This is a genomic window from Pseudomonas sp. FW305-96, from assembly GCF_058783825.1.
In genome coordinates, this window is the sequence record NZ_JBYSYW010000003.1 from 232,775 (window position 1) to 248,553 (window position 15,779).

The following is a 15,779-nucleotide window of genomic DNA, read 5'->3' on the forward strand; positions in this document are numbered from 1 at the left end:
ATGATACCCATCTGCGTTGGTGGCGTCCATCGCCTTGATATAGGAGTGTTTTTCCCTGGCTGTGCGATCGCGCGCCCGTGGCAGCGGGCTTGCCCTGCGATGCGCTCTAACCATATTCGATATCGGTATTTCCCAGTCCAGGCTTATACCCACTATCTTCTGGTCACAACTTGTTATAACAAGTCAGCCAGCAGAGAAGACCATGGCCGAATTGCTCCCGCTTTCTCCCGTACCGCTCTACACCCAGCTCAAGGAACTGCTGCGCGAGCGCATCCTCGACGGCAGCTACCCACCGCACAGCCGCATGCCCTCGGAAAACGAGCTGGGCAAGGCTTTCGACGTCAGCCGCATCACCGTGCGTCAGGCCCTGGGCGACCTGCAGAAGGAAGGGCTGATCTTCAAGATCCATGGCAAGGGCACCTTTGTCGCCAAGCCCAAGGCGTTCCAGAACGTCAGCACCCTGCAGGGCCTGGCCGAGTCGATGACGCAGATGGGCTACGAAGTGCTCAACCGCCTGCGCAGTTTCCGCCATGTGCCGGCCAGTGCATTGGTCGCGCAGCGGCTGCAGGTCGAGGAGGGCAGCCTGGTTACCGAAATCCGCCGCGTGCGCCTGATCAACCGCGAGCCGGTGTCGCTGGAAATCACCTGGCTGCCCCAGGCGGTCGGCGAGAAGCTGGAGAAGGCCGACCTGGTTACCCGCGACATCTTCCTGTTGCTGGAAAACGACTGCGGCATCGCCCTTGGCCATGCGGACCTTGCCATCGACGCGGTGCTCGCCGACAGCGACCTGACCCAGGCCCTGGAGGTGGAAGAGGGTGCGCCGATCATGCGTATCGAGCGCCTCACCCACACCGCCGACGGCGCCCCGTTGGACTTCGAACACCTTTATTACCGTGGCGACGCGTTCCAGTACCGCCTGCGCATCGACCGCCAGAAGGGAGGCAAGGCATGAGCATCCAGACCCAGGATTATGACATCGTCGTCATCGGCGGTGGCACCGCCGGGCCCATGGCCGCGATCAAGGCCAAGGAGCAGGACAAGACCCTGCGCGTGCTGTTGCTGGACAAGGCCAACGTCAAGCGCAGCGGCGCCATCAGCATGGGCATGGACGGCCTGAACAATGCCATCATCCCCGGGCATGCCACGCCCGAGCAGTACACCAAGGAAATCACCGTCGCCAACGACGGCATCGTCAACCAGGCCGCGGTGCATGCCTACGCCACCAAGAGTTTCGAGACCATCGAGCAGCTCGACCGCTGGGGCGTGAAGTTCGAGAAGGACGAAACAGGCGACTACGCGGTGAAGAAGGTCCACCACATGGGCGCTTATGTGCTGCCCATGCCCGAGGGCCACGACATCAAGAAGGTGCTGTACCGCCAGCTCAAGCGCGCCCGGGTGGAGATCAGCAACCGCATGGTCTGCACCCGCGTGCTGCTCGATGGCGAAGGCGCCGCCGCCGGTGTACTGGGCTTTGACTGCCGCTCGGGCGAGTTCCGGGTGATCCGCGCCAAGGCGGTTGTCCTTGCCTGCGGCGCCGCCGGGCGCCTGGGCCTGCCCTCGTCGGGCTACCTGATGGGCACCTACGAAAACCCCACCAATGCCGGCGACGGTTACGCCATGGCCTACCATGCCGGGGCGGAACTGGCCAACCTGGAGTGCTTCCAGATCAACCCGCTGATCAAGGACTACAACGGCCCGGCCTGCGCCTACGTCACCGGCCCCCTGGGCGGCTACACCGCCAACAGCAAGGGCGAGCGCTTCATCGAGTGCGACTACTGGAGCGGGCAGATGATGTGGGAGTTCCACCAGGAGCTCGAAGGCGGCAACGGCCCGGTGTTCCTCAAGCTCGACCACCTGGCCGAGGAAACCATCCAGAACATCGAGGAAATCCTGCACAGCAACGAGCGCCCCAGCCGTGGCCAGTTCCACGCCGGGCGTGGCACCGACTACCGCCAGCACATGGTCGAGATGCATATCTCCGAGATCGGCTTCTGCTCCGGGCATTCGGCTTCGGGGGTGTGGGTCAACGAAAAGGCCGAGACCAGCGTCAAGGGCCTGTACGCCGCCGGCGACATGGCCGCGGTACCGCACAACTACATGCTCGGCGCGTTCACCTATGGCTGGTTCGCCGGGGTGAATGCCGCGCAGTATGTGGCCGGGCGTGAGTACGCCGAGGTCGACACGCAGCAGGTCGAACGCGAACAGGCGCGGGTGTTCGCGCCCTTGCAGCGTGAGCACGGCCTGCCGCCGGCCCAGGTCGAGTACAAGCTACGCCGCATGGTCAACGACTACCTGCAGCCGCCCAAGGTGACCAAGAAGATGGAAATCGGCCTGGCGCGCTTCGCCGAAATCGAACGCGATCTTGAGCAGATGAAGGCCAACAACCCCCATGAGCTGATGCGTGCCATGGAAGTTGCGGTCATCCGCGACTGCGCCGAGATGGCCGCGCGCGCTTCGTTGTTCCGCAAGGAGAGCCGCTGGGGGCTGTACCACCACCGGGTTGATTTCCCCGAGCGCAATGATGGCGAGTGGTTCGTGCATTGCCATCTGAAGAAGGGCGAGGACGGTGGGATGACCAGCTTCAAGAAAGCGGTGGAGCCGTACCTGATCCCGCTGGATGCCGAGGAACAGACCGCGTACGACCGGCTGCGGGTGAAGGCTGACGCGGCGTGAATGGGGCCGCTGTGCGGCCCTTTCGCCGGCAAGCCGGCTCCCACAGGGTGGGCATAGCGCTTTTGTGGGAGCTGGCTTGCCAGCGATAGGGCCAGCCGCCCCGGCGATGAACCATAAAGAGGGCCAAAGGCCCTAAGGACCCCGTGAACATGGCCTACCAACCCCAGGAAATCTTCTTTCGCAGCAGCGCCCCGGTGACTATCGATGAAGACAAATGCATCGCCGAAAAAGGCTGCACGGTCTGCGTCGAGGTGTGTCCCATGGACCTGTTGGCCATCAACCCGGCCACGCAGAAGGCCTACATGGCCTTCGATGAATGCTGGTACTGCATGCCCTGCGAGAAGGACTGCCCCACCGGCGCGGTGAAGGTCGATATCCCGTACCTGCTGCGCTGAACCCGAACCCCCGCCATCCGGCCGAACCACCGGACGCCCACCTGCAATGCCCCTCGTTTCCCACCACCCCAGCCCGGTGGCGGAGACGACTCCAATACTCAAAACGATTCGAGGGGAAACACCCATGCGCCTTGTAGCAACCGTGGCCGGCTTTGCGCTGGCAATCACCGGCCTGAACGCCAGCGCCGAAACCATCCGTATCGCCATCGGCACCCAGGACACCACCATCAACTGCGCCACCGGCGGCCTGTTGATCCGCGAGCTGGGCCTGCTCGACAAATACCTGCCCCATGACGGCAAGTACAAGGACGCCCAGTACCAGGTCGAATGGAAGAACTTCACCAGCGGCGCGCCGCTGACCAACGAGATGGTCGCCGGCAAGCTCGACTTTGGCGCCATGGCCGACTTCCCCGGCTCGTTCAACGGCGTCGCCCACCTCGACGCCGGCAAGCGCAGCCTGTTCATCAGCGTGCTGTCCGGCAGCGTGCACGGCAGCGGTAACGGCATCGTGGTGCCGGCCGCCTCCAGCGTGCAGTCGCTGGCCGAGCTCAAGGGCAAGACCATCTCAGTGCCGTTCGCCTCCACCGCCCACGGCATGCTGCTGCGCGCGGTCGCCGCCCAAGGCTGGGACCCGCAGAAGGACGTCAAGATCATTGCCCAGGCTCCGGAGATCGCCGGTTCCGCCCTGCGCAGCAACCGCATCGAGGCCCACGCCGACTTCGTGCCCTTTGCCGAGCTGTTCCCCAACCGCGGCTTCGCCCGCAAGATCTACGATGGCGCCCAGGCCAACGCGCCGACCTTCCATGGCGCGCTGGTGGACGCCGACTACGCGAAAAAGTACCCGGAAGTGGTTACCGCCTACCTGCGTGCCAGCCTGGAAGCCGACCGCCTGCTCGCCGCCGAGCCCGAGAAGTACAGCGAGCTGATCGAGAAAGTCACCGGCATCGAAGCCGAGGTGAACTACCTGTTCCACGGCCCGCTCGGCCTGCAGACCCGCGACCTCACCTGGAAGCCCGAGTACCGCCAGGCCGTGGCCACCTCCATCGACACCCTCAAGCTGCTGAAGAAGACCGACCGGGGTCTGGACACCGCGCAGTTCATCGATGACCAGTACATCCGCAGCGCCTACAAGCAGGCCGGGCAGGACTACGACAAGGCCCTGAAAAACTACGACCCGCTGCCACTCAAGGCCAATGATGCCGCGACCGGCAAGCCCATCACCGACTTCAGCCGCCTGGCGCAAATCTGGGTACGCGGCGAGGACAAGGTGCGCCACTACGCCTCCCCGGAAGCCGCGCTCAGCGCCCTGGCCCAGCTGGAACAGGAGGGCAAGGATATCCGCGCGATCTACGCCCAGGCCGCCGACAGCGGCATCAAGCTGCTGGCCAACCAGGCCTGGTTCGTGCGCAACGGCCAGGGCCAGCTGGCGGTTTTCCTGCTCAAGGACCAGGCCGAGCAGTACGCCAAGGCCCATGGCGGCGAAGCGCTGGACTTCGTGCAGGCCAACCAGAAGCTGCTGGCCCAGCGCTGATCGGGAGCCGCCGCCATGACCCGTGACCTTGCGCGCTGGCCCCTGCGCCTGGCGTCGCTGCTGGCCTGCCTGCTGTTCTGGCAGTTGGCCGCGAGCCACAAGCTGGACCTGCTGCTGTTCACCTTCACCTACGTGCCCACGCCCGGCGCGGTGCTCGACGCCGCCTGGCAACTGCTGGCCTCCAACGCCCTGCTGGCGCACCTGGGCAGCAGCCTGGCGCGGGTGTTCGCCGGCTACGGCGTGGCGGCGCTGCTGGGGGTGAGCCTGGGCCTGTTGATCGGTCGCTCGAAGTGGCTGGAGGACACGCTGATGCCGCCGCTGGAAGTGTTGCGGCCGATCCCGGCGGTGGCCTGGATCCCGCTGGCGATCCTGATGTTCCCCTCCTCGGAGCTGTCGATGGTGTTCATCACCTTCACCGGTGCGCTGTTCCCGATCCTGCTCAATACCGTGCACGGCGTCGAGGCGATCGACCCGCGCCTGGTGGCCTCGGCGCGCAGCCTGGGCGCCGGGCGCTGGGCGATCCTGCGCGAAGTGGTGCTGCCGGGCGCGCTGCCGAGCATCGTCACGGGGCTGGCCATCGGCATGGGCACCTCGTGGTTCTGCCTGGTGACTGCCGAGATGATCGCCGGGCAGTTCGGTATCGGTTACTACACCTGGGAGTCCTACACCTTGCAGAACTACCCCGACATCATCGTCGGCATGCTGCTGATCGGCGTGCTGGGCATGGGCAGCAGCGCGCTGGTCAAGCACCTTGGCGCGCTGGCCACGCCCTGGATACGGAGGCGTGCGTGATGAGCAGTTATCAAAAGGTGCCCGGGCGGATCGAAGCGCAGGGTTTGTCGATTCGCCTGGGCCATGGGCGTGACACCTTCGAAGCGGTGCAGGCGCTGGACTTTGCCATCGCCCCGGGCGAGTTCGTGTGCATCCTCGGACCGTCCGGCTGCGGCAAGTCCACGTTGCTCGGCGCACTGGCCGGGCACCTGACGCCGGCCGGCGGCCAGTTATTGGTGGACGGGCAAGCGGTCGACGGCCCTTCGCCGCAACGCGGCATGGTGTTCCAGCATCACACGCTGCTGCCTTGGCTCCGCGTGCTCGACAACGTGGCCTTCGGCTTGAAGATGCAGGGGCTGGGCAAGGCCGAGCGTCGACATCAGGCCGCCGAGATGCTGCAACTGGTCGGCCTGGGTGATTTCGCCCAACGCTGGCCCAGTCAGTTGTCCGGCGGCATGCAGCAACGCGCCGAGATCGCTCGGGTACTGATCAACCGCCCGCGCCTGCTGCTGATGGACGAACCGTTCGGCGCCCTCGATGCGCAGACCCGTGCGCGCATGCAGGAACTGCTGCTGGATATCTGGGCGCGCATTCGCACCACGGTGGTGTTCGTTACCCATGACATCGATGAGGCGCTGTTCCTGGCCGACCGCCTCCTGGTGATGAGCCCCCGGCCTGGGCGTTTTATCGAAGATCTGCGGCTGGACTTCGCCCGCCCGCGGCGAGCGAGCCTGCTGACCAGCCCTGCATTCACCCACCTCAAACGCCATTGCCTGGCGTTGCTGCGCCATGAAGAAGGACGCGAACTGCCGCGCCTGACACCCTTGGGCCTGCCCGACACCGACCATCCTCCGCTGCGGATTGCGCTATGACTGAACGAATCACGGACAACCCCGACATCATCGAACTGCTGCCACGCCTGAACGCCCTTGATGCCGGCGTGCGACGCATCGCCCTGATCGAACTGGCCGACCTGGAAGACCCGGACGGCCTGCCTTGGCTCACCGATGCGCTGTTGGTCGACGCCAATGCTGATGTGCGCGCCGAAGCCGCGCGCTTGCTTGAAGCCTGGGAGGCGCCGGAAGTGGTGCAGGGCCTGTGCGCCGCATTGGCCGACCCCGCCGAGCCGGTGCGCCTGGCGGCTGCCCAGAGCCTCAGCGAGCTCAAGACCCAGGAGGCGGGGCAATTGATCCTGCCCTGGGCCAGCCATGCCGATGCCTTCGTGCGGGCCAGCGCCTTGCGCGCCCTGCGCGAGCTGCGCCTGGAGGACGCCGCTGTGCCTGCGTTGCAGGCGTTGGCGGATGTGGATGCCGGTGTGCGCCGCGAAGCGGTGGGCATCCTCGGCTGGCTCAAGCATGCGCCGGCCTTGCCCGCGCTGGCGCAACTGGCGGCCAACGAGCCGGATACCGACGTGCGCCGCGCCGCCATTGGGGCGTTGGGCCTGGCCCGGGATGCCGGTGTGCTGCCGGCGCTTATCGGCGCTCTGGCCGACGAGGCCTGGCAGGTGCGTGAAGAGGCGGCGACCACCCTGGGCAAGGTCGGCCAGGCTGCAGCGGGCCAGGCGTTGATCGCGGCGCTGGGCGACAGCTATTGGCAGGTCCGCTTGCGCGCGGCGCGGGCCTTGGGCCGGCTGCGCCATGCTGCCGCGTTGGATGGGCTGGCGCAATTGCTGGGCCATGGCATCGCCAACCTGCGCAAGGAAGCCGCACTGGCGCTGGGCGAGCTGGGTGAAGCCCGGGCATTGCCGGCGTTGCAGGCGGCCGAGGCCGACAGCGACCCGGAAGTGCGCAAGGCCGTGCGCATTGCCTTGGCGCAATTGCAAGGGGCGGTGTGATGGGCGCGCCCAGCGCCTTGCGCAACCACCGCTCACGCGGTGAGCTGCTGGTGCAGTGGGGTGAGGCTGAGCAGTTGATCAGCCACGCCCGGCTGCGCGGTGCCTGCCCATGTTCACAGTGCCGGGCAGCACGGTTGAAGGGTGCGATTTCGCTGGTGGGCGAGGATGTGCGGGTGGCGCGGATCGAGGTCCAGGGGTATGGGGTGCAGCTGGTGTTCAGCGATGGGCATGAGCGGGGGATTTATCCCTGGGACTACCTGCGCAGTCTCGGTTGACCGCACCGGCCTCATCGCCGGCAAGCCGGCTCCCACAAAAGCAAGGCAATACCCTGTGGGAGCCGGCTTGCCGGCGATGAGGCCGGTACAGGCAACCCACCCCTAGAGCGCAATCAACTCCGGCCGCAACCCCTCCACCCTATGCACCACCGGCCGCAGATAGCCGCCATCCCCGGTAATCTGGTGCAGCACCTTCTCGCGCAAGCCATGCAGTGCCACCCCGGTGCGTTGGCGCGGATGCGACAGCCCAACTTCCACCACCGCCTTGATCCGCCCCGGCCGCGGTTCCAGCACCACCACCCGGTCGGCCAGGTAGGTTGCCTCTTCGGCATCGTGGGTCACCAGCAGAACGGTCACCCCAGAACGCTCACGTATTGCCAGTAACTCGTCCTGCAACTGCTGGCGGGTCAGTGCATCCAGGGCGCCGAACGGTTCGTCGAGCAGCAGGATGCGCGGGCTGGCCACCAGCCCCCGGGCGATCGCCACGCGTTGGGCCATGCCACCAGACAGCTGGTGCGGGTAGGCCGATTCGAAACCGACCAGCCCCACCAGGTGCACGAATTCATGCACCCGACGGGCGCGCTCGCCCTGGGTGAGCTTGTCGTTGACCAGGCCCAGGCCGATGTTCTGCGCCACCGTCAGCCAGGGAAACAGGCGGTGCTCCTGGAACACGATGCCGCGTTCACCGCCGATGCCGTTGACCGGCTGGCCATCGACGCGGATCTGGCCGCTGTAGTCGTTGTCCAGGCCCACCAGCAGGCGCAGCAGGGTGGACTTGCCGCAGCCCGACGAGCCGACGATGGCGATGAATTCGCCCTGTTCGATCGACAGGTCGAAGTCGCGAATGGCTTCGAACGGCTGACCGTCGACGCTGAAGGTCTTGCCGACTTTCTCGAAGCTGACCAGCGGCGGTGTGGCATCAGCTTGGTTGGCCGCGTGCAGGGCCGGGGTGATGAAAGCGTTCATGCGGATCTCCAGCGCGTGGCGCGTGATTCAAGGCGTTGGCCGAGGTGGCCGAGCAGGGCGCCGACCAGGCCGATCAGGACCATGGCAGCCATCACCTGGTCCATGCGGAACAATTGCTGGGCGCCGATCATCAGACTGGCGATGCCGCCGTCCGAGGGCATGAAGTACTCTGCGCCGATAGTGCCGAGCCAGGCATAGATCAGCGACAGGCGCAGCCCGGCGAAGATCGCCGGGGCAGCGCCGGGCAACACCAGCAGACGCAGCCGGTGCGGCAGGTCCAGGCGCAGGGCCTGCGCCGCCTCGCCCAACTGTGGCGGGAGGCTGGCGATGCCGCGTTGGGTGGCGATCAGCATCGGGAAGAACGCCGCCAGTGCGACGAACACCAGCTTGGCGCCTTCACCCAGGCCGAACCAGGCGGTCAGCAGCGGCACCCAGGCGAACAGCGCCACCTGGCGCAACGCCGACAGGCTCGGGCCGAGCAAGCGCTCGGCGTTGGTTGACAGGCCCAGCAGCAGGCCCAGGGCGAACCCCGCGCCACCGCCGATCAACAGACCGACCAGGGTGCGTTGCAGGCTCAGGCGCAGGGCCTCGGGTAACGAACCGTCGAGCAGGCCTGCGTACAGGCTGCGCAGCACATCCAGCGGTGAAGAGAGGATGTTGGCATCGACCCAGCCAAGGCTGTTGGCGGCCTGCCACAGCAGCAACAGCCCCGCAGGCAGCAGCAGGCTTTGCCAGCCCCGTGGCACCTGGCCGCGCAACTGCTCGCCAGTGGCCGGTTGCGGCCAGTGCAACAGGCTGCGTTCCAGGCGCGAGAAGCCGCGATCCATCAGTGCGCCGACCAGGCCGATCAGCAGGATGCAGAGGAACACCAGGTCGAGCATGAACAACTGCCGCCCCCAGACCATCAGGTAGCCGATGCCTTCGCTGGAGGCCAGCAGTTCCACAGCCAGCAGCGAGGTCCAGCCAGTGGCCAAGGCCAGTCGCACACCGGCGAGAAACGCCGGCAGCGCGGCGGGCAGCAACAGGCGCAGGAACAGCAGGTGAGAGGGCAGGCGCAGGACGGCGGCGGCCTCGCGCAGCTTGGGCTGGGCGTCGCGCACACCGACCAGGGTGTGTAGCGTGACCGGCACCACCACCGCCTTGACCAGCACTACCAGTTTGAGCAGCTCGCCGATGCCGAAGAACAGCATGAACAGCGGGATCCAGGCCAGTGTGGGGATTTGCGCCAGGGCGACGAAGGTGGGCAGCACCAGAGTCTGCGCCCGTCGCGACCCGCCCAGCCAAGTGCCCAGCAGCAGGCCGCTGGCGACTCCTGCCAGCAGCCCCCAGATCAGGCGCTGCAGACTTATCCACAGGTGGCCCCAGAGTTCGCCGGAGCCGAACTCCAGCGCACTCTGCCAGACCAGCGCGGGGGCGGGCAGGATCTGTTCGCTCATCCAGTGCTCCCGGCTGGCGACGACCCACAAGGCCGCCACCGCCAACGGCACGATCCACGGCAGGTAGGAGCGGCCTTGCATCGCGAAAGGGCCGCGCAGCGGCCGCCACAGGCGCCGCAGACTTGCGCTCAAGACTTCGCTCATCGGGGCATCTCCCAAACCGTTCCTTGTTTATTCATTTATGGAATTAAAAATTCACATAAATAGTATTCAAGAGATAAAAGCATGCGGTCGGTGCATGCGAAAGCCCCGTCCCGTTGCGTTTTCCTCATATTTTCCATGCGTTTCCTGCAAGCCCGTCGCAGGCCCGCATGGCGCCTGAGTTATGCCTTCTGGTTACTAAAAAATGAAGTTTTGATCTTTGTAGGTTCTAACCGGACCTGCCTAGCTTCTGGCCCATAGCGCCGGCCATCGCCGGTGGCAGCCTGCCAAGGAGCCTTGCCATGAAAACCACCTTCCGCCACCTGCTCAGCCCGTTGCTCGCCGCCTTGTTGAGTGCCGTGCCCGTGGCAGCGCATGCCGCCCAGCCGGATGTGATCCGTATCGCCGTGCCCGACCTCAGCGCTGGCAGCAAGCCCAGTGCCGGCGGCGTGGTGGATGTGCTGCGCGATCAGCAACTGCTGGAGAAGGAGTTTGCCAAGGACGGCATCCGCATCGACTGGCGCTTCTTCAAGGGCGCAGGCCCCGTGGTCAACGAAGCGTTGGCCAACGGCCAGGCGGACTTCGCCTATCTGGGCGACCTGGCCGCGATCATCGGCAAGGCCAGCGGCCTCGACACCCGCGTGTTGTCGGCTGGGGTGCGCGGTGTGAAGAGCTACCTCGGCGTAGTTCCGGGCTCGGGCATCCACAGCCTGCAGGATCTCAAGGGCAAGCGCGTGGCAGTGTTCCGCGGCACCGCCAACCAGCTGTCGTTCGCCAGTGCCCTGGCCAGCCAGGGGCTGTCCGAGCGTGAGCTGAAAGTCATCAACCTCGACTTCAACGCCGCCAATGCCGCCCTGGCCGCCAAGCAGATCGACGCCACCTGGGGCCTGTCCAACCTGCTGTCGCTGCGCGAGCGGGGCTTGGTCGAGTTGCCGGTCAACTCACGCAACCTGCAAGGGGCCGGCAGTACTCAAGCGGTGCTGCTCGGCACCGACGCGTTCATTCGCCAGTACCCCGACCTGGTGCAGCGCCTGGTCAACGCCCAGGAACAGGCGGCGAAGTGGCTGCGCGACGAGCGCAATCGCGAAGCCTACGTGGACCTGGTGGCCAATACCGCCAACTGGCCAAAGTCGATCCTGCGCGACGACCTGGCCGAGGAAAACCTTGCCGAATACTTCGACCCACGCCTGGACGCTGGCTTCGTCGGCCTGCTGCAACAGGGCGTCGACCTGGCCACCAAGGAGCGCCTGATCCGCCGTGGCTTCCAGGTAACCGACTGGATCGAACCACGCTTCATCGACCACGCCCTGCAACAGGACCAGGCCACCCAGGCCGCCCGCTGACCCGACAACAACCCTGAGGAGCACGACCATGAGCAACGCCGCACTGGCCACCGCGCCGCAAACCCTCGAACTCGACATCCACCCCGTTGCCGGGCGCATCGGCGCCGAGATCCGCAACATCAAGCTGTCTGCCGACCTCGACCCGACCACCGTCGACGCCATCCAGGCGGCGCTGGTGCAGTACAAGGTGATCTTCTTCCGAGGCCAGGAGCATCTGGATGACGTAGGGCAGGAAGCCTTCGCCCAACGGCTCGGCGACCCCATCGCCCACCCCACGGTGCCCGTGGTCGATGGCACCAGCTACCTGCTCCAGCTCGATGGCGCCGAGGGGCAGCGGGCCAACTCCTGGCACACCGACGTGACCTTCGTCGATGCCTATCCCAAGGCCTCGATCCTGCGCAGCGTGGTGGCGCCGGCCTCCGGTGGCGACACGGTGTGGGCCAACACCGCCGCGGCCTACCAGGAACTGCCCGAACCGCTGCGCGCCCTGGCCGACCAGCTGTGGGCGGTGCACAGCAACGAGTACGACTACGCCAGTGCGAAACCTGATGTCGATCCGGCCAAGCTGGAGCGCTATCGCAAGGTGTTCACTTCGACGGTGTACGAGACCGAGCACCCGGTGGTGCGCGTGCATCCGGTCAGTGGCGAGCGTGTGTTGCAACTGGGGCATTTCGTCAAACGTATCAAGGGTTATTCGCTGGCCGACTCGCAGCATCTGTTCGCGGTGCTGCAGGGGCATGTGACACGCCTGGAAAACACCGTGCGCTGGCGCTGGCAGGCCGGGGACGTGGCGATCTGGGACAACCGCGCGACCCAGCACTATGCGGTGGATGACTACGGTACGCAGCCGCGCATCGTGCGTCGGGTGACCCTGGCCGGCGAGGTGCCGGTGGGCGTGGATGGGCAACTGAGCCGGACCACGCGCAAGGGCTGAGACCGTTGGGGCCGCAAAGCGGCCCCTGTTCGCTACAACTCGACGTCACAGGCCACCAACTGCCTCACCAATCCCTGCGCCAGCGCCGACAAGCCATACCCCACCCGGCTCACCACCCCATAGCGGGTGTAGAACGCCTCTTCCTGTTCCGGTGCCAGGTCCGCCAGCTTGAGCGCCACCAACCCTTCGTAAGGTCGCAGGTTCGCGCTGCAGGCGATGCCGATGGTGTCCGAGTGCTGCACTACATTGAGCAGCGCATAGCCATGCTCGCATTCCACGCTGGGCAGGAAGTCCTGCCGCCCACTGAGGTCGCTGAGGATCTTGCGGATGTTCGGCGGGCGGAAGGTGGTCGCCAGCGGATAGTCGAACAGGTCCTGCGCGCGCACTTCGCCACGCTCGGTCAGTGGATGCCCGGCGCGGCAGCAGAAGTGCCAGCGTTGGGGCGTGAGCTTGTGCACCTGGTAATCCGGGTCGGCTTCGAACTGGCGGGTGTCGGCGACGAAGAACTCGATCTCCTCGGCGATCAGCCGGCGGTTCAAGGCCTGCCAATTGTCCACCTGGAAGCAGGTGCGCGCCGCCGGGTACTCGGCGATGAAGCGTGCAACCGCCCGCGGCACCAGCCCGCCGGCGGGCGCCGGCCCCGAACCAAAGCGCACCACGCCGGTGGTGGCGCCATTGAACTGATTGATCTCGTTGACCAGGTTGTGCGCCCCATGCACCAGGCGCCGCGAATGCTCCAGCACCAGCAGGCCCTGGCGGGTCGGCGCCAGTTCCTTGCTGGCGCGGTCGACCAGGCGGCAGCCGACGTTGTGCTCCAGCGTCTGGATGCTGCGGCTGAAAGCCGATTGCGAAAGGTTCACCGCAGCCGCTGCAGCGACGAAGCTGCGGTGCTCGACAAGGGCGATGAAGTGGCGGAGCTGGCGCAGGTCGATATGCATTTTCTACATGGAAACTTTCGGTGGAATGCAATTGCTGGGAAGGGTTGGGAACCTTATAAAGGGAGTCTCTTATTCCACAAAATATGAATTACAAATATTTATATTTCTTAAAAGAATATAAACCAGCCTGACCGCGATTCGGTTCCGCCAACGGAAATGCTCGCCTGGGCCCTTGCCTCAAGGAGCATCTGCATGTCCCGACTTTCCCGTTGGCCCGCGCGCGCCTCGTTGTTCGCCCTGCACCCCCTGGCGGCTGGAGTGCTGCTGGCCGCTTCCGGCAGCAGCTTTGCCGATGAGCCCAACGCCGCCCCAGCCGTGACGCAGGAAGCCCAGCTCGGCACCGTCACCGTCAATGCCCGGCGACGCGAAGAGACCGCGCAGAGCGTGCCCACGCCGATCAGTGTGCTGGGCAGCGAAACCCTCGAGACCCAGCGCATCTACCGCGTGCAGGATTTGCAGCAACTGGTGCCGAGCACCAACGTCGCCTATGTGCACGCCCGCCAATCGAGCATCTCCATCCGCGGCCTGGGCAACAACCCGGCCAGCGATGGCCTGGAAGGCAGCGTCGGGATCTACCTCGACAACGTCTACCTCGGCCGCCCGGGCATGGCGGTGTTCGACCTGCTCGATGTCGAGCAGCTGGAAGTGCTGCGTGGCCCGCAGGGGACGCTGTTCGGCAAGAACACCACAGCCGGTGTGCTCAACATCACCACGCGCAAGCCGACTTTCCACCAAGAGGGCAGCGTGCAGTCGTCGCTGGGCGAGGATGGCTACTGGCAGACCCAGGGCAGTTTCTCCGGTCCTTTGACCGACACCCTCGCCGGGCGCATCAGTGCTTACCACACCGAGGACGACGGCTATGTGAAGAACGTCTACAACGGACATGACCTCAACGGCGGCAAACGCCAGGGCTTTCGCACCCAGTTGCTGTTCAAGCCCAGCGAAACCTTCAACCTGCGCTGGATCGGCGAATACAACGAAGAAAACTCCGACAACGGTATCCTCAGCCTCTACAGCACCGGCCCGACCATCAATGGCGTGAACCGCTACGAGAGCCTGGCCGCCCAGGCCGGCGCAACCCTGGTGTCGGGCAAGGACCGCAAGGTCAACTTCGACGCCGACCAGATGGTCAAGGTGTTCCAGGGTGGAACCTCGGTGGAAGCCAACTGGACCTTGCCCAACGACTTCACCCTTACCTCGATCACCGCCTACCGCTGGTGGGACTTCACGCCGCGCAACGACGACGGCCTCAACGTGCCGGTGTTCCACAGCGCCGGGGTCTCGGTGCGCGACAAGCAGTACTCCCAGGAAATCCGCCTGGCTTCGCCCACCGGCGGCTTCTTCGACTATGTGCTCGGCGCCTATTACTTCAAGCAGGATCTGGACAACAAATCGTTCACCTACAACGGACCGCAAGCCGACATCTGGAACCTGACCCCGGCTGGCGCCCTGGCCAACGTCACCACAATCGGCAACGGCCACATCGATACCGATAGCTACGCGTTGTTCGCCCAAGGCACCTGGCACCTGACCGAGCGCCTGGATTTCACCGCTGGCGTGCGGGGTACCTACGAAGAGAAAAGCGCCTGGGTGACCCGCGACGCGCCGTCCGGCGGCGCGGCCGTGACCGGTGCGGCGGCCGCGGCGCGCCAGGGCAGGGTGGGCGCCTACGATTCAGGTGACCTCAACCAATACAGCTTCGCCCCTTCCGGGCTGCTCAGCCTGAGCTACCGCTTCAGCGACGCGGTGCTGGGCTATGCCAGCCTGTCCCACGGCGAGAAGTCCGGTGGCGTCAACCTCACCGTTGGCGCCGCGCCAAGGCTGGGCACCGACTCGCTACTGGTGGGTACCGAACGCGCCAACAACGCGGAGCTGGGGATCAAGAGCACGCTGCTGGACAACCGCCTGCAGCTCAACACCAACCTGTTCTGGACCGAAGTGCACGGCTACCAGGCCAACGTCTATGACGAGGCCAACCGCGTGCAGTACCTGGCCAACGCCGGCAGCGTGCGCTCGCGAGGCCTGGAGTTCGAGGCCACGGCCCTGCCGGTCCGCGGCCTGACCGTGAATTTCAATGGCTCGTGGAACGACGTGCGCTACACCGAGTACGACGACGCACCGTGCCCGCCGGAGGTGAGCCTGGCCAATGCCGCGGCCACTTGCGATCTGTCCGGCCACCAGGTGGTCGGCGCTTCCAAGTACATCGCCAACCTCAACGGCCAGTACAAGTGGCAGCTGACCGAGCGTATCGAGCCCTACGTCACCGCCAGCTACGCCTTCCGCTCCAGGGCCGTCGGCACCATCGACGATTCCGACTATGGCCAGATCCCCAGCTACGCCATCGTCAACCTGTCCACCGGCGTGCGCCTGGACCAGGGCGACGGCGTGCTCGACCTGTCGCTGTGGGTGAAGAACGCCGGCGACAAGACCTACTTCACCAGCCTGTGGAACTCCGCCAACGGTGGCTATGCCGGGGTGCTTGGCACGCCGCGCACCGTGGGCGCCACCGCCCGTTACGACTTCTGAGCACAAGGAGCTTTGC

The 15,779-nt window shown here is 65.7% G+C and carries 14 protein-coding genes; 11 read left to right on the top strand and 3 right to left on the bottom strand.

Annotated elements, in window-relative coordinates:
- Positions 1–202: 202 nt before the first annotated feature.
- From AC3WL2_RS03905 to AC3WL2_RS03940, 8 genes are all read left to right on the top strand, one after another.
- Positions 203–952, top strand: a complete 750-nt coding sequence (locus AC3WL2_RS03905) for a GntR family transcriptional regulator (RefSeq protein WP_102683504.1) — start codon at positions 203–205, stop codon at positions 950–952.
- Positions 949–2,673 carry a fumarate reductase/succinate dehydrogenase flavoprotein subunit gene (locus AC3WL2_RS03910; RefSeq protein WP_102683503.1) on the top strand — a complete coding sequence of 575 codons (1,725 nt, stop codon included), beginning with the start codon at positions 949–951 and terminating at the stop codon, positions 2,671–2,673. The genes AC3WL2_RS03905 and AC3WL2_RS03910 overlap by 4 nt, the downstream gene beginning before the upstream one ends.
- Before the next feature lie 149 nt (positions 2,674–2,822).
- Positions 2,823–3,068: a 4Fe-4S dicluster domain-containing protein gene (locus AC3WL2_RS03915; RefSeq protein ID WP_008096634.1), complete on the top strand. Its 246-nt coding sequence runs from the start codon at positions 2,823–2,825 to the stop codon at positions 3,066–3,068.
- Between the two features lie 124 nt (positions 3,069–3,192).
- Positions 3,193–4,599, top strand: a complete 1,407-nt coding sequence (locus AC3WL2_RS03920) for an ABC transporter substrate-binding protein (RefSeq protein ID WP_102683502.1) — start codon at positions 3,193–3,195, stop codon at positions 4,597–4,599.
- A 15-nt stretch (positions 4,600–4,614) separates the two neighbouring features.
- Entirely contained in the window at positions 4,615–5,391 is a 777-nt protein-coding gene (locus AC3WL2_RS03925) for an ABC transporter permease (RefSeq protein ID WP_102683501.1), read from the top strand.
- A complete protein-coding gene (locus AC3WL2_RS03930; protein WP_102683500.1) occupies positions 5,391–6,242 on the top strand; it encodes an ABC transporter ATP-binding protein in 852 nt (283 codons plus the stop codon). The genes AC3WL2_RS03925 and AC3WL2_RS03930 overlap by 1 nt, the downstream gene beginning before the upstream one ends.
- Positions 6,239–7,204, top strand: coding sequence for a HEAT repeat domain-containing protein (locus AC3WL2_RS03935; RefSeq protein ID WP_102683499.1), 966 nt, complete (start codon positions 6,239–6,241; stop codon positions 7,202–7,204). Before AC3WL2_RS03930 ends, AC3WL2_RS03935 begins: the two co-directional genes overlap by 4 nt.
- Positions 7,204–7,479 carry a DUF971 domain-containing protein gene (locus AC3WL2_RS03940; RefSeq protein ID WP_102683498.1) on the top strand — a complete coding sequence of 92 codons (276 nt, stop codon included), beginning with the start codon at positions 7,204–7,206 and terminating at the stop codon, positions 7,477–7,479. Before AC3WL2_RS03935 ends, AC3WL2_RS03940 begins: the two co-directional genes overlap by 1 nt.
- A gap of 102 nt (positions 7,480–7,581) precedes the next feature.
- Here the strand turns inward: AC3WL2_RS03940 and AC3WL2_RS03945 are convergent, their stop codons facing one another.
- Both AC3WL2_RS03945 and AC3WL2_RS03950 read right to left on the bottom strand, forming a co-directional pair.
- A complete protein-coding gene (locus AC3WL2_RS03945; RefSeq protein ID WP_102683497.1) occupies positions 7,582–8,445 on the bottom strand; it encodes an ABC transporter ATP-binding protein in 864 nt (287 codons plus the stop codon).
- Positions 8,442–9,962, bottom strand: coding sequence for an ABC transporter permease (locus AC3WL2_RS03950; protein WP_256582485.1), 1,521 nt, complete (start codon positions 9,960–9,962; stop codon positions 8,442–8,444). Before AC3WL2_RS03950 ends, AC3WL2_RS03945 begins: the two co-directional genes overlap by 4 nt.
- Positions 9,963–10,324: 362 nt before the next feature.
- Here AC3WL2_RS03950 and AC3WL2_RS03955 point away from each other — a divergent pair, with 362 nt between their 5' ends.
- Both AC3WL2_RS03955 and AC3WL2_RS03960 read left to right on the top strand, forming a co-directional pair.
- Positions 10,325–11,365 (top strand): ABC transporter substrate-binding protein, encoded by a 1,041-nt coding sequence (locus AC3WL2_RS03955; protein WP_102683495.1) that lies wholly within the window; start codon positions 10,325–10,327, stop codon positions 11,363–11,365.
- Positions 11,366–11,393: 28 nt separating this feature from the next.
- Complete coding sequence (locus AC3WL2_RS03960) at positions 11,394–12,299, top strand: TauD/TfdA dioxygenase family protein (protein WP_102683494.1); 906 nt, start codon at positions 11,394–11,396, stop codon at positions 12,297–12,299.
- A gap of 32 nt (positions 12,300–12,331) precedes the next feature.
- On the opposite strand, the gene AC3WL2_RS03965 is transcribed toward AC3WL2_RS03960, so the two are convergent.
- Positions 12,332–13,237, bottom strand: a complete 906-nt coding sequence (locus AC3WL2_RS03965; protein WP_102683493.1) for a LysR family transcriptional regulator — start codon at positions 13,235–13,237, stop codon at positions 12,332–12,334.
- Positions 13,238–13,429: 192 nt separating this feature from the next.
- On the opposite strand from AC3WL2_RS03965, the gene AC3WL2_RS03970 reads away from it, so the two are divergent.
- On the top strand, positions 13,430–15,763 hold the full coding sequence (locus tag AC3WL2_RS03970) for a TonB-dependent receptor (protein ID WP_102683492.1): 2,334 nt from the start codon (positions 13,430–13,432) through the stop codon (positions 15,761–15,763).
- The last annotated feature ends 16 nt before the right edge of the window (positions 15,764–15,779 follow it).